The sequence below is a fragment of the Chryseobacterium shigense genome (assembly GCF_014207845.1).
In the GTDB taxonomy this organism is placed as follows: Bacteria; Bacteroidota; Bacteroidia; order Flavobacteriales; family Weeksellaceae; genus Chryseobacterium; species Chryseobacterium shigense_A.
The window spans coordinates 130045-144324 of the sequence record NZ_JACHLC010000005.1; the positions used below are offsets into that span (position 1 = coordinate 130045).

General features: G+C 37.6%; 10 protein-coding genes and 15 tRNA genes. 23 read left to right on the forward strand and 2 right to left on the reverse strand.

The genetic code is table 11. The annotated features are described in order from the left end of the window. The 5 genes from HNP36_RS16730 to HNP36_RS16750 are packed head-to-tail and all read left to right on the forward strand — an operon-like array spanning nucleotide 1 to nucleotide 6927. A complete protein-coding gene (locus HNP36_RS16730; RefSeq protein WP_184166707.1) occupies nucleotides 1–1134 on the forward strand; it encodes an AAA family ATPase in 1134 nt (377 codons plus the stop codon). Beyond that, entirely contained in the window at nucleotides 1107–1850 is a 744-nt protein-coding gene (locus tag HNP36_RS16735) for a hypothetical protein (RefSeq protein WP_184166689.1), read from the forward strand. Before HNP36_RS16730 ends, HNP36_RS16735 begins: the two co-directional genes overlap by 28 nt. After that, nucleotides 1841–4222: a hypothetical protein gene (locus HNP36_RS16740; protein ID WP_184166684.1), complete on the forward strand. Its 2382-nt coding sequence runs from the start codon at nucleotides 1841–1843 to the stop codon at nucleotides 4220–4222. Before HNP36_RS16735 ends, HNP36_RS16740 begins: the two co-directional genes overlap by 10 nt. Next, the gene (locus tag HNP36_RS16745) at nucleotides 4212–5915 is read left to right on the forward strand and encodes an APC family permease (protein ID WP_184166681.1); all 1704 of its coding nucleotides are present in this window, start codon (nucleotides 4212–4214) and stop codon (nucleotides 5913–5915) included. Before HNP36_RS16740 ends, HNP36_RS16745 begins: the two co-directional genes overlap by 11 nt. Then, nucleotides 5908–6927 (forward strand): hypothetical protein, encoded by a 1020-nt coding sequence (locus tag HNP36_RS16750; RefSeq protein WP_184166678.1) that lies wholly within the window; start codon nucleotides 5908–5910, stop codon nucleotides 6925–6927. The genes HNP36_RS16745 and HNP36_RS16750 overlap by 8 nt, the downstream gene beginning before the upstream one ends. A gap of 99 nt (nucleotides 6928–7026) precedes the next feature. On the opposite strand, the gene HNP36_RS16755 is transcribed toward HNP36_RS16750, so the two are convergent. Together HNP36_RS16755 and HNP36_RS16760 are read right to left on the reverse strand one after the other, a co-directional pair. Then, nucleotides 7027–8397 carry an SDR family oxidoreductase gene (locus HNP36_RS16755; protein WP_184166675.1) on the reverse strand — a complete coding sequence of 457 codons (1371 nt, stop codon included), beginning with the start codon at nucleotides 8395–8397 and terminating at the stop codon, nucleotides 7027–7029. Nucleotides 8398–8409: 12 nt separating this feature from the next. After that, nucleotides 8410–8479, reverse strand: a tRNA-Ser gene (locus HNP36_RS16760). A 762-nt stretch (nucleotides 8480–9241) separates the two neighbouring features. On the opposite strand from HNP36_RS16760, the gene HNP36_RS16765 reads away from it, so the two are divergent. The 18 genes from HNP36_RS16765 to HNP36_RS16850 all read left to right on the forward strand — a co-directional run bounded on the left by HNP36_RS16765 (nucleotide 9242) and on the right by HNP36_RS16850 (nucleotide 14219). Next, nucleotides 9242–9314 (forward strand) — tRNA-His (locus tag HNP36_RS16765). A 10-nt stretch (nucleotides 9315–9324) separates the two neighbouring features. After that, a tRNA-Lys gene (locus HNP36_RS16770) sits at nucleotides 9325–9401 on the forward strand. Nucleotides 9402–9403: 2 nt separating this feature from the next. After that, nucleotides 9404–9477: transfer RNA gene (locus HNP36_RS16775), tRNA-Arg, on the forward strand. Nucleotides 9478–9484: 7 nt separating this feature from the next. Beyond that, nucleotides 9485–9555, forward strand: a tRNA-Asp gene (locus HNP36_RS16780). 66 nt (nucleotides 9556–9621) lie between these two features. Next, nucleotides 9622–9693 (forward strand) — tRNA-Pro (locus tag HNP36_RS16785). A gap of 87 nt (nucleotides 9694–9780) precedes the next feature. Further along, nucleotides 9781–9854, forward strand: a tRNA-Met gene (locus HNP36_RS16790). A gap of 6 nt (nucleotides 9855–9860) precedes the next feature. Next, a tRNA-Asn gene (locus HNP36_RS16795) sits at nucleotides 9861–9932 on the forward strand. A gap of 587 nt (nucleotides 9933–10519) precedes the next feature. Further along, nucleotides 10520–10606: transfer RNA gene (locus tag HNP36_RS16800), tRNA-Tyr, on the forward strand. A gap of 81 nt (nucleotides 10607–10687) precedes the next feature. Continuing rightward, nucleotides 10688–10759, forward strand: a tRNA-Glu gene (locus tag HNP36_RS16805). A 286-nt stretch (nucleotides 10760–11045) separates the two neighbouring features. Next, nucleotides 11046–11119: transfer RNA gene (locus tag HNP36_RS16810), tRNA-Leu, on the forward strand. An 8-nt stretch (nucleotides 11120–11127) separates the two neighbouring features. Beyond that, nucleotides 11128–11201: transfer RNA gene (locus tag HNP36_RS16815), tRNA-Leu, on the forward strand. Nucleotides 11202–11294: 93 nt separating this feature from the next. After that, a tRNA-Phe gene (locus HNP36_RS16820) sits at nucleotides 11295–11367 on the forward strand. Nucleotides 11368–11457: 90 nt separating this feature from the next. Next, a tRNA-Gln gene (locus HNP36_RS16825) sits at nucleotides 11458–11530 on the forward strand. A 7-nt stretch (nucleotides 11531–11537) separates the two neighbouring features. Continuing rightward, a tRNA-Trp gene (locus tag HNP36_RS16830) sits at nucleotides 11538–11608 on the forward strand. A 129-nt stretch (nucleotides 11609–11737) separates the two neighbouring features. Continuing rightward, on the forward strand, nucleotides 11738–12223 hold the full coding sequence (locus HNP36_RS16835; protein ID WP_184166672.1) for a ribonuclease H-like YkuK family protein: 486 nt from the start codon (nucleotides 11738–11740) through the stop codon (nucleotides 12221–12223). Between the two features lie 39 nt (nucleotides 12224–12262). Beyond that, entirely contained in the window at nucleotides 12263–12634 is a 372-nt protein-coding gene (locus HNP36_RS16840; RefSeq protein WP_184166669.1) for a cyclic-phosphate processing receiver domain-containing protein, read from the forward strand. Next, on the forward strand, nucleotides 12634–13206 hold the full coding sequence (locus tag HNP36_RS16845; protein ID WP_184166666.1) for a DinB family protein: 573 nt from the start codon (nucleotides 12634–12636) through the stop codon (nucleotides 13204–13206). Before HNP36_RS16840 ends, HNP36_RS16845 begins: the two co-directional genes overlap by 1 nt. Further along, nucleotides 13203–14219, forward strand: a complete 1017-nt coding sequence (locus HNP36_RS16850; protein WP_184166663.1) for an RNA ligase, Rnl2 family — start codon at nucleotides 13203–13205, stop codon at nucleotides 14217–14219. The genes HNP36_RS16845 and HNP36_RS16850 overlap by 4 nt, the downstream gene beginning before the upstream one ends. Nucleotides 14220–14280 lie beyond the last annotated feature (61 nt).

The following is a 14280-nucleotide window of genomic DNA, read 5'->3' on the forward strand; positions in this document are numbered from 1 at the left end:
ATGACTCAAAATATTATAAAACTTAATACCGTTCTCAATTACGTAAAAGATACCTTCGTAGGTAAAAATGACGTGGTAGACCTGTTGGGAATATGTCTTCTTGCCAAAGAAAATGCATTTCTGTACGGTCCTCCCGGTACGGCAAAATCTGCCATTGTGAGAACACTGTCAAAAACAGTAAAAGACGGAAAAAACTTTGAATACCTTTTAACCCGCTTCACAGAACCGAATGAAATTTTTGGTCCTTTTGATATCAGGAAACTAAAAGAAGGAGAACTGCTCACCAATACCGAAGGCATGATGCCGGAAGCCTCGCTGATTTTCCTGGATGAGATTTTTAATGCCAATTCAGCCATCCTGAACTCACTTCTGACAGCTTTGAACGAAAAGATCTTTAAAAGAGGAAAAGAAACCAAACATCTCCCGGCTCTCATGTTCGTAGGAGCCAGTAATGTTCTTCCCGAAGACGAATCACTTAACGCATTATTTGACCGTTTTTTGGTTAGAATAAATGTTGATTACGTAAATCCTGAGCTGCTTCAGCAGGTACTTCTCGCCGGAAGAAAACTTGAAAACCAGACAGAAACAGATATCCCTGAAATTCAGGCAGACGAGATAAGGGAACTTCAGAACCTGTGTAAAACAGTCGATCTGAAACCCATTTACGAAGTCTATCTGAACACCATTATCAGCCTTCGGAATACAGGAATTGCCATCTCCGACCGTAGAGCTGTAAAGCTTCAGAACCTGATCGCGGCCAGTGCCCTGATCTGTGGAAGAAATGAAGCCATACTTTCCGATCTCTGGGTATTGAAACATATTTGGGATACCGAAGAACAGATCGAGATTCTTGAAGGAATTATCAACAGGACCATTGAAAAAGACGATAATCCAAAATCTCACCCACAGGCCATGCAGAACAAAACCCCCAACCCGGAGGAGGTGATGAAAGATATAAAAATCCTTGTGGAAAAATGGGATAGCGGAATGCTAAGTTTTGAAGAGCAGAATGTCATCAAAGATAAACTGAGATACCTCCAGACACGTTGCGACTGGATCAGGAATCCGGAACAGAAACAATACATCCAGCAAGAAATTGAAAGCTTATGGCAGAAAATTCTTCAAAGCGTATAAACGAATTCTGGGCAGAACTTCCCCGGGCCGATGAAGATTTTCTGGGAGCCATCCGGGATTGGAAGAATGTGCAGATTGCAGCAGATGATGATACGGTGTGGATGAAAGGCTTCACCGAAGAACAGGCTGTATCTGCCGAGATCCAGCAGTTACCCAATTGTATATTGTATGAATTGCGTGAAGGACTTCTGTTTAAAAAAGGAGCGCTGGTGCCAAGCAAAAAAATGAGAACAGCTTTGCTTTGGTCACCGTTAGATAAAGCATTGAAGCTTACTTTTCCTCCTTCCAACCAGAATTATTTTGGAATAGATGAAAAAGTTGAAGTAAGATTAAAACCGGGTAATGAAGAACAGTCTGTTGTAGCATTATTAAGCAGAATAGACGAAATTAAAGAAAGTATTCCAGCCCAGCCCAATTTCAGGCTTGAAAAAATAGAATGGACGGTTATTGATGATAAAGCGTTATTTCTCGGAACACCACTGTTAAGCCTTCCCGGAAAAACCTATTGGATAAGAGACGGACATCTTCTGCCCGCAGGCTTTGATTTTGAATTTAAAAATATGAGCGCTCTTCTGCAGCAGCAACATAATAAAGAGTCTGACAAATGGTTATTATGGAACGAAGACGGAACCTTTCTTCCCATCAGAAAAGAAGATTTCCGGACACTGTCCGTAAGCTCCTTCCGTCTTACTGAAAAAACAAAAGAATGGATTTAAACGAATATTTCCAGTCATACGAGAACTACTTTTGGGAATGGGAAACCGATGAGGATATCGCCGGAGATTCCGGGTACCATGATAATAACCTTATCTCGATTCCGGGGGGTGGGGCTATAGCGTACAGGCCTTATATAATGGAAATCCTGAAAGAGCTTCAGCCGCAGGGATGGCCTCCGTTTGGTGCATTGCTGATGGCTTTATATGCCATGCAGGATGGGTATACAGATTTTGCAGGCCCATTAAACCATACCGCGAATTTTCACAGCATCGGAAACTTTGATTTCACCGCAGAAAAAAGCATAGAGTTCCTCGAAAAACTGAAATCGTTAAATAAAATCTATAAACAGGGACAAAACAGAATTATACTGCTTCAGACCCTGTTTCAGGATTCCCATAACAGAACCGCTCCCGGAAAGGCAGAAATGATCCTCACCATTTACTACAAAAGACCTCAGATTTTAGCTTCCAGTGCCGAAAAAAAATATGCGGGACCATCAGCGATCAACAAAGATCTGAGCACACTTAACCTTTTGAATGAAAAATTTCCCACCGTTCAGTCTATCGTTGATGCCATGCGGGATCACATAGACGAGCCGGAACTGGATGATGAGGTAATAGAAGAAGAAACAACAGTAGAAACGGATAAAGATTTTATCCAGCAACTCATCGAAGAGCCCAAAACATTTCAGGTAGGAAGCCTCATCAAAAGAATCTGGAGCGGACTGAGAATTCCCATGCGTCATTTATCTCCCGGAGAACAGCCCATCGGAGGAATTTCCGATATGGCAAATAAAGGCGATCTTCACCGGATGCTTCTTTCCGAATTTGCCAATGATGATGAAGTATTCATGAACAGGATAGCCAATAACGAAGCATTGTATATCCAAAGGGAGATCCCGCCGGAAGAAAATGTTTTTGAACGCATCATTTTAATTGATACTTCCCTGAGAAATTGGGGAACTCCCAAAGTGTTGGCCTTTGCATCTGCCATTGCCGTCATCAGGCATCCGAAAGCCCGTTCCGAATGTAAGGTTTTTGCATTGGGACAGGCCGGTATACCGATTTCTCTCGACAAAACGGAAGATGTTATTGAAAATCTTAACCAGGTAAGCCCGGTTCTGGAAGTTTCAGAAGCATTAGGTAAGTTTTTTAATGAAGAGAATACCGAAAAAGATCTTGAAGTATTCTTTATCACCCACGAGGAAAATCTTGCTGATGAAAAAATCAGGAAAGTAATACATGAAAACCGGGACAGACTGAAATTCCTGATTACAACTACTTCAGACGGCGAACTGAATTTCTATAAACATCATAAAGGAGCAAGAAAACATATCCAGAAAATAAAACTTCCGCTGCAGGAACTGTGGGCAAATCCGCCACAGCGGAAACAGAAAGTTCATCAGATCAATGGTAAGAAAACAGATCTTCCACAGAATTATCCGATCCTGTTTCCGACACCATCCAATAAAATAGCCCAGTTTTTATATGAAGGTGAATTTTATATCCTGAGTTCAAAAAAGCAGCTGTTGAAAACTTATCTGTCTGATAACTACTATGACCGGAATTCTTATGACTATTACAAAACTTACCACGGCTGCGAGGCTCTGATTGAAGATATTTCGGTAAAACCGAAGGGACAGTTTGCTTTGGCTAAAAATAAACAGCAGCATTTTATTTTATGTCAGTATCAGCCGGATAAAAAACTGGTTTCAAAGCTCAATCTGAGTACTAAAGAATATTCTGAGCAGAACGTTACCGGGCTGAATATTCCGGGTTCATATCATCTGGTTTATTTCGGAAAGAACTTTTACCTGCACCAGCCTATGAATTCTTCCTTGTATAAGATTAATTTGGAAGGAAACATTTCTGTGGAATCCATCTTCAATGATGATGGTGAAATAGATAAAAATATTGCAAAGGCAGAAACAGAAGTTACCAAACTGAACCGCAGTGGGATGAAAATAATCAGTAACTTCAACAGGATGGGAATCAATGAAAACAATAATCTCGTTATTTCCGGAAATGAGCTCTGCAGACTGTACGAAAACTCGCTGAACCTATATAAAAACAGATTTCCGGTGAAGATCCTTGCCGAGCAGAACAAAAATAAGTTCACATTTCAGGACGGTAGTGAAATTATTACAGATTCCCGTGGAATGCTTACTTTTAAGAGCAGCAATACCGGTATTCCCACATTTTATATTCCTTCCACAGAATATGGGTTTCTGGCATTGGCAACCAACACCGAATATGGCGGATCAGAATATTATCTTCCAAAGCAAACATTGCTCAAAGTAAAAACCATGGAAGAAATGTATTCCCAGTATTTAACAGCATTTATTGATCAGATTCTGGATTATGGAACTTAGAATAAAGCCTTTTCCGAAAAATACCTATTCTAAAAAAGGGCTTTTAATCAAAGACCCGTCACCTCGTGTATGGCTTTATGAAATGGAAGTTTTGGGGATAGATCTTGCTAAGGTAAAATCCTATGCTATTCCGGCAGATCAGCCTGATGTTCTGTACGGATGCCTGCTTGTATTTCATGATGAAGCACCTCAGGAAATTGGGAAAAATGCATATTTCCAGTGTGTAGATGACAAACTTTTTATCCCTGAAAATACTGTTTTTTATCCCAAGATCAATCCTGAAGACTGGCAGTATGCCGGTGCAAAATTTCTGGTAATGCATCCGGAATTTGGTTTGGTGAAACTAACGGAAGAGATCAACTGGTTTTCCGTAATACAGGAGCCTGAAATATCAGAAAGAAAGGTAAGAAGACCGTCGAATGGTGTAAAAACTCCTCAGCATATCGAAAGCTTTACTGTTGAGATGGATGATGAAAAAGTTCTGGCCACCCTTCAGCAGCCTAAAAATGAGGAAGAGTGGATGAAAAACCTGCCTTTTGATCTCAAAAAAGTAATGGCGGGAAATAAAAAAGAAATTGAAAAATATTTAAAATATATAGAAAAATATCCTGACAGGGCTGTAGATCTTGGTGTACCACTGGATATTATGGGAACTTCCCGTGGTGACGGATTTGGAAAGTTTACCTTTGGAGGAAGTTGGCTGAGTACCTTATTTGGAGGAGCGGGAGATGAGAAAGAAACAACAGGAAGCAGGAATTTCCGTTGGATATTCTGGGCAGCTGTTATAGGAGCTATACTTTTCAGGATCTTTATGCCTTCAGAAGACAAGGCTCAAAAGGAAGATTTTCTGGTTTCCTCCGGTAAAATTATGAATGGAACCGATAAAGCGCGGGCAGATATGATTGCCTATCAGTCCGGAGTAACGGATATTGATATGAAAATCGATTCTATTTATGGAAAAGAGAGGAAAAAACTTTCCGGTGAGTATGCTGCTGCGGGCGCCGCGATGTCAAAAGATAAAAACGAAAGGGAAAAATATAAAAAGACGGGTGGAAGGAATCTTGGAGAAGTAGGAAATGATATTGAAAAGCTCAATAACAGAGAACAGAACAGCAGAGATTTCCTTAAAATCATTTATTCAAAAAGGATAACGAAGCATCTTGTTCAGCAGGAAGAAAAAATGAAACGGCGTATATCAGATTCCCTGAAGAAATATACGAAAGGAAAACCTGTTAACGGAGAGGTTGTGAAATTTATATTAAAGAAAAAACAGGTATTAATGGCCGATTCGCTGGGCCGGCTTTACGGGACTGTTGATATGATGAATCTTCCTCCGGCTGCCATTAAAGATTCAAAAACAGGAACCCTTGAATCGGGTGAAAATAGTAGGAAGGAAAAGACAAAGGTTTCAGATATTCTGTATCTTGTGATCTTTATGTTCGGAGCGGTGGGAATTTATTCTTTCATTGTCAAACGAAAATCTCCAAATTTAGGTGGTGATAGCGTACCGTTGTGGGTGAAAATTATTTTATCTGCGGTTCTTGTTTCCATGCTGGTATATCTTTTCTATCCGCTCATCAGTATGTTCGGATACAACTGGTTTGTATGGATCCTTGTATTTTTTGTGATTCTTCTTCTTTACCGCCTGTTCAGCGAAGACAAAACCATTTTAAATACCGGAGACGATGAATAAGCAGAAGTTTTTAGACAAATTCCTGACCGCATTTATGATTCTTGCTGTGTTTAAGATCATCGGGATTGCAGCACAGCTCTTTCACGAAAGCTTTTGGAGCGTGGTGGGTACACTGGTGATCTTCCTTGTCGTTGCTTTTATCATTATGATTGTAATTACCGCTTTAAAAGATAAAGAGCGGAACAGCAATAATTCAGGAAAAAGAGGCTCCGGCGGAGGGAATTTTTATCTGGAAACCTCTTTATTCGACAGAATCCGAAATAAGTACGAAGAACTTGCCGAAAAATATATTGCTGAAAATGAGTATAAAAAAGCAGCTAAAGTATATATGAATCTTCTCCAGGACAATTTCCGGGGTGCAAAAACACTGGAAAACGGAGGTTTCTATAACGAAGCAGCAGCAGTTTATCTGAAAAAACTGAACAATAAGTCCGAAGCAGCCTCCTGCTATGAAAAAGCAAAGCAGTATAAAAAAGCAATCGATCTGTATAAAGAAATGCAGCAGAAAGAAAAAGTAGGGGATCTTTACAAAGAACTTAATGATATTAAAAATGCCCACAGCTACTATCAAATGGTTGCCGATGATTATACCGCAAACAGCCAGATGGTAAAAGCATCATTGATATACAGTAAAAAAATGGAAAAGCCTGAAGAAGCCCAAAAAGTTCTGCTGAAAGGATGGAACGAAGATAAGGATGCATTCAACTGCCTGAATAATTATTTTGCCAATATTTTTGATGTTAAAAAACTGGGAACAGAAATTCAGAATCTTTACCTACAAACACCTTCCTACAAAAAGACCATTTACCTTGATGCGATGAAGCATGAGTTTAAAAAAGATCCGAAATTACAGTCCGTAACCCGCAATATTGCTTATGAAATCATTGCTGAAAAAGTGGCTACCCGCTCTGAGATTATCAATGAATTGAAATACTTTAACCCTGATGACAATGTAATTTTGAAAGATATTTCAAGATTTAAAACGGGAAGGAATAAGATGTTGAGGAATTGAAATCAAAAATTAAAAGATTAAAACATTTAAAAATTCAAAGATTCAAAAATTAGGTGTTTTTTTAAGTAAGATGGCAGAGGTACTCGAAGCCTACGTCCTTTACCAACCAGTCTCTTTATAGTTTTTCAAAAGTTTCCCGTAAAGCTGCTGATCTCCGTTATTGATCTGCACAACCGGATGAAAAATCCGCATCGCACCATCCACAGGATCAAGTGGCGGTATTCTTGTTTTTTCAAACAGCCTTTCCCTTTTGCTTTCTGCAGCTCCCGTAGAGATCCAGCCTACATCCACAGCATTCATGAAGATTCCGTCTTTCACAAAGTCAGGGGCTGAGGTCTTGGTAAGCATATTCAGAGCAGCTTTCGTCATATTGGTATGAGGATGAAACTCATTTTTACTCTTATAACTGAACTGGCCTTCTGTAGAAGTTACATTAATAATATGTCTGTTTTTCACCAGGCTTTTCTTCATTAAAGGCTTGAGGGCAGAAATCAGGAGGTACGGGGAAATATGATTAATAAGATTTACTTCCAGAAGTTCTTCCGTTCCAATTTCATCCATCACGGAATTCCAGCTGTTCTGATCTCTGAAATCTTTAGGCTGCCCAAACCTGTTAAGCTGAATTTCATCAAAATCTTCATCAGATACTATCAGGAATTCGGTTTTATCTTTATGGACAGGAGTTTTGTTCTCTATTAAATTCTGATTTTCAAGATTAGATAAAAGAAGCTGTTCTTTCAGTTGCAACGGCTGATAATATTCAGCAGGATATTTAATAGTTTGGGCAGCATTGTTCACCAGTATTTCAATACTTTCAAAATTTTGATAACAATAATCTGTGAATTCATGAACCGATCTGATGTTTCTTAAGTCGAGACCATATAAAAAAAGTCTATTTTTCCATTCATCATAATCCTTTTCTTTCTGGAACTGTTCAAATGCCAAAGCCGGAAACCTGGAGGTCACAACCACTTTTGCGCCACTTTTTAAAAACTTTAGAGCTGTGGCATATCCTATTTTCACTCTTCCTCCGGTAATAATAACGGTCTGTCCACTGAAGTCATAAGTAAGATCCCTGTTTTTATAGTTCTCATCTGCACATGACGGACAAAGCTTATGATAAAAAAAGTGAATTTCATGATAAGACCGGTGACAGCAATAACAAACTTGTGGTTTTGCCAGTAAAGAAGATGGTTTCTCGGTATGAATGTGAAAATATGAAGTCTGGTTTTCCAAAGCCTGTTGTACAATAACCGACTTTTTAAGAATCTCCACATCAGAACTTTTATTATTTTCAGCGAGATAATTATCCAGATTATTTTGGATATTCTTTTTGGCTTTTTTCCGGATTGAAGAAATCAGGGTTTTGAAACGCCGGTTATCCGGATTATTTAAAGGATCGGCCTGAAGAGCTTCCAGAACTTTCAGACACGTTTCCCACTCTTCGCTGCTAAAAGGATATGGGGCCATAATTCAATTTTGTGGGGGAGAAGGGTTCGAACCTCCATTTTCACGTTAGCAGTGTAGTGTTTTTCCAGTTAAACTATCCCCCTTTCTTGTGAACAAAAGTATTATTTTCCTCTCTCAAAAACAATTTTTCATATATTTGCGCCAGAAAAATTATGACACTACAAAGAGCACATATCAATGTAAATCTATGCGATAGCCCTTCAATAAAAGGATTATTCGGATATGAATGGATGATATGGAATGAGGCGAAATGTGCTTGCTTTGAAAATTATTTACAATAAACCCGTAAAAATTTAAACAAAATACTGCAGAAACGCCTCGAATGATCGGGGCGTTTTTTGTGTTTTAGGCCATAAATTATTTAGAATGAAAAAAAATAACCATAAAATTGAAAATTTTTTAATTAACAATGAACATTTAATACAATAAATAAGAGTGATAAGTAACCCGATGAGAGACAGTCATTTAGGTATTTAAGACATCTGCAGGATATTGCGGACAGAAATTTCCTATGCTAAAAATTAGATTTAAATATCTGATTATCAATATTTTAAATTAAAAATAAATTTGTGGGTTAAAAAAAATCATATTTACTTTGCAACCGAAAATTGAAAGCAACAGGTTTTCAGGATTCAAAAACTTTTAAATAAACAAAAAATATAATGAAACAATTACATAACATATCTAATCTGGATTCAAGACTATACGGACAGGGGCCGAAAGGATATACATGTATGCCTGATAGTGAATTTATAGATAAAAGGTGCTTATATACGTGGGTCAGCTAATGATCTCTTACGTCTGAATATATACAGCACCTCCCGAAAAGAGGTGCTTTTTTTATGGTTTCTTTAGCTTATTTGGTAAAGCGCCGGTCTGTGGAACCGGAGAACAGGGTTCGATCCCCGAAGATACCCAAAGTAATATAATCTCATAGCTCAAATGGTTAGAGCACCGGTCTTTTAAACCGGGGGTTGAAAGTTCAAATCTTTCTGGGATTACCAATGGCTTCGTAACTCAATTGGATAGAGTAACGGTTTTCTAAACCGTAGGTTACAGGTTCGAATCCTGTCGGAGTCACAAAAAAGGTCTATTGAGGTAACGGTAACCTGCCCGACTGTCTCTTGGGTACTGCGAGTTCGATTCTCGCATAGACCGCAAAGATTCACGGAAAATTTCAGCTCGGCTGTCTCCCGGAAAGAAATATAAAGTGAATCTGCAAAACTGGAAAGATAACGGTGGTTGTTTACCCGCCTTGGACGCGGGAGGTCATAGGTTCGAATCCTATTTTCCAGACTGAAAAATGAATGGTGAATTTTGTTTCACAAGTGAATGTTAAAAATTGACAGGCAACGCAAATTGACAATCACCATTCATTTAAAAGATTTCGTAGCTCAATAGGTTAGAGTATCGGTTTCATAAGCCGGAGGTTGAAGGTTCGAGTCCTTCCGAAATTACAAAACGATTTTGTAGCTCAACGGTAGAGCACCGGTCTGTTAAACCGGAAGTTGAAAGTTCGAATCTTTCCGGAATCGCAGATAGCTAAATGTTAATTGTTTCGAAAAAAAGAGAAAAGAAAAGGTTTGTCAGGAGCAGAAGATCTTTACGCCAAAAACACGATAAAAAACAGACAGGCTTTTTCTTGACTCTGAATTATTGAGATTGAAAAGAATAAATAATAAACATAATATAAATTTTTAGATGAAAATAAAGTTTGTCGGGCGCAGAAGTTCTTATATCAAACAAAAAATTAAGACAGACTTTATTTTTTAATGAAAATCTAAATAAAAGAATAATCAGTAAAATGAAAATTACTCATTGCTCATTACTGATTACTTATAAAAACGATGGTTCGCCAAAGTGGAAGAGTCGGGGCGGTCTGCAAAACCGTTGTGAAAACTTAGTGGGTTTGAATCCCATAACCATCTCAAATAACTAAAATGAGATTAGTTCCGGAGAAAAAGTAAAAGTTTGTCGAGCGTAGAAGTTCTTATATCAAACTAAAAATTACAGACAGGCTTTGTTTTTCTTCACAAAAAGAATTTAGATGGTAAAAATTAGAAAATGAAAATAAAGAATGAAAAAATTACCCATTACTAATTACTTATTACCCATCATATCTGGAAGTACGCCGAAGTTGGAGAGTCGGGGCAGACTGTAAATCTGTTGCTTTATTGCTGAGTAGGTTCGAATCCTGCTACTTCCACCAAAACCGCTGATAATGTAACGGCAGCATGCAGGAAATGTACTCTTGTTGTTCAGGTTCGATTCCTGGTCAGTCGGTTCAAAAACTCCATTAGCATAGAGGTGAGTGCATCCGGCTTTCTACCGGGAGACGAGGGTTCGGTTCCCTTATGGAGTACAAATGTGAATGGTCAAAATCAGTTATACATAATGAATACCATGAAAGTTCAGATTTGAGTAATAAAATTGATCGATCATTCACAGAAAAACAGGAAGGAGAAAAGTTTGTCAAGCGCAGAAGATCTTACAAGCACTAACAAACAGGCATAGTTTTTAATATAGACAGGCTTTCTCTGACCTTAATGATAAGTAATAAGTAATGAGCAATAAGTAATTTGTGAATAATGAATGAATAATTCTTTGGATTACTCATTACCAATTATTCATTACTCATAAAATAACCTGCGGGAATGGTGGAAATGGCAGACACACTTGATTTAGGCTCAAGGTTTTGGGGGTTCGAGGCCCTCTTCCCGTACAAAAATTGCCTCTCTATTCCAATTGGCAGAGAAAACGGATTTAAACCCCGTAAAGTCCCGGTTCAAATCCGGGGAGAGGTACAAAAAGTATAGGTAATAAGTAATTGCTGCGATGAATAAATTGTAAATGTAATGAATGTATGGAATTACTTATTACTCAATACTTATAAATCCGGAAGAGTGGTGTAGCAGGTCTGCACGTTAGTCTGAAAAACTAAAGGTACAGGTTCGATTCCTGTCTGTTCCACAAAATATGTGTAATGAGTAATGTACAATAAGTAATCAATGACATACAAAAATATATTACGAATTACCTATTACTCATTACTTATGAAACTGATTCATAGTGTAATTGGTCAGCACACAAGACTTTGACTCTTGCTGTTCAGGTTCGAGTCCTGGTGAATCAACAAATTTACTCTGATAGTGTAATGGCAGCATCTCAGTCTCCAAAACTGATGGTATTGGTTCGGGTCCGGTTCAGAGTGCAAAAAAGTGAATGGCTAATAGTGAATTTTACTTCATAAGTGAATTTAAATTGATAAGTGAAACGAACTGACAATTCACGATTGACAAATTAAAATACAAACAAAACAAATTTAAAACATGTAGAAAAAATGGAAACGCAACAAGAAATATGGCAGAACATGAATGGAAATTTTTTCCGGAAACCTATCACGCAGCTGGTAGAAGAAGCCATTATCCGCGAACAGGCTAACGGCCACCGTCTTAAAGTATGTGTGGGTTCAGACTCTCACGTTTATGGAGACGCAATTAATTACGCAACGGCAGTAGTATTTGTTCGTGAAGGAAAAGGAGCGTTTACCTTTATCAGAAAAGAAAGAGAAATACAGAAAATCAGTATCAAAGAACGAATGCTGAACGAGGTAAACAGATCCGTAGAAATTGCTTACGCTATCTGTGCCGTTCTGGATGCTTATGGTGTGGAAATGGAGGTACACGCAGACATTAATACCGACCCCGATTTTAAATCAAATACCGCATTGAAAGATGCTATGGGCTATATTCTGGGAATGGGATATGTGTTTAAGGCAAAACCTCACGCATTTGCAAGCTCCAATTGTGCTGATATGATGGTTTAAAATATAAAACGACAGGTATTCAAAAATAAAAATGGAATCATGGAACTCACAAAAAGATTATTGTTTCTCGATGATATAAGATATCCAATTGAAGCATATCATTATACCAGACAGGATATTTTCCTCAGAAAAGACTGGCATATTGTCCGCAATTACGAACAGTTTGTGAACAGGATTCTTGAAAAAGGACTTCCGGAAATGATCTCTTTTGATCATGACCTGGCGGATGAACATTATCTGGAGCCGGATACCCTGAAATTTGTAGAGAAAACAGGCTACGATTGTGCCAAATGGCTGGTAGAATATTGCATGGATAACTATTTGAATCTGCCAAAATTCTACTGCCATTCTATGAATCCGGTAGGAAAGGAAAATATTGAAAGCCTTTTAAAAAACTTTAAAAAATTGTAATGGATATTTTTAGATTAATTCAGGATATAAAAACGCATCTGAAGCTCAGCTTTGATGAAGCTGATAGGTGGTTTGATAAAGATCAGAAAACGTTAAATTATAAGCCTTCAAATGGAGGATGGACTACTCACCAAATTCTTGAACATATTTATCTTACAAACTTTTATCTGCTTATCCTTATTGAAAAAGGATCGAAAAAAGCAATGCGAAATTATAAAGCTCTTGATTTGGATGCTGAAATAAAAGATTACAGTTTCGATAAAGAAAAGTTTGAAAAAGTAGGAGAGTATGGCGCTTTTGAATGGATAAGACCGGAACATATGGAGCCAAAAGGAGACTTAAATTTAAATCAGATAAGGAATTTAATTTCCCAGCAGTATCATCAGTGTTTAAACTATTTAAATCTGATGAAAAATGGTGAAGGCCTCCTTTGCAAAACAACGATGACTGTAAATGATTTAGGAAAAATTAATGCCTATGAGTACATTTATTTTCTCTCACTTCATACCCAGCGGCACATTACTCAAATGCTGAATAATGAATCAGAAACTATTAAAAAATTTAAAAAATGATTTTCAAAACATATAACTCTATAGAAAATGCTTACCAAACCCGTGTGGTCGATCAGATCAGGTTACAGGGTTTTGGGGATGAGTTTTTTATAGTACAGGAAAAGGTTCACGGGGCTAATTTCTCTTTCTTTACCGATGGAAAGGGAATTAAGATCGGAAAAAGAACCGCTTTTATTGAAAAAGATGAAAAGTTTTTCAATGCTCACCAGATTTTGGAAAAGTACAGGAAAAATGTGATCAATTTATTCCATAAAGTGAAAAGCATATATCCTGATACTGAAACTGTAGTAATCTACGGAGAATTATTCGGGGGAGGTTACAAACACAAAGAAGTAGTACCCGTAAAAGACGCTGTAAAAGTGCAGAAAGGTATTGAATATGTACCTCACAACGAATTCTATGCTTTCGACATTAAATTGAACGGTACTACTTATCTGGATACAGATTTGGTGAATATGATTTTCGAAGAAACAGGATTTTTCTATGCTAAAATTTTATTTCAGGGTTCACTTGAAGAAGCTTTGAGATTTCCGAACGCTTTTGATTCCAAAATCCCGGGCTGGCTTGGCCTTCCTGAAATTGAAAACAATATCTGTGAAGGAACTATTGTCAAAACTTTGAAAACCAGGTATTTTGGAAACGGTTCAAGAGTTATTCTGAAAAATAAGAATGAAAAATGGACTGAAAAATCCAAAATGGTGAGAAAGCAGGAGAAAACTGTTCAAAAACAGGTCAGCTTCAGTGAAACTGCTCAAAATATCTGGGAAGAGATTCAAAAATATGTCACTGTAAACAGGTTAAATAATGTAGTAAGCAAAATTGGAGAATTTGAACCCAAAATGCTTGGTAGGATTATAGGCCTTTTTGCACAAGATATTTTGGAAGATTTTGGAAAAGATTTTCCTGAAGTTTTTAGCACAGTGGAAAAAGAAGAACAGAAAAGAATCAATAAAAAACTGAATACTTTGGTTATTGATTTTATAAAAGAAGAGTTGATGACTCTTAAAGTTTAGTTTCGGTAATTTTTTACCGGAACTTTTTTACATTTAAAAATGAAACCGCCAGCATCAGAGT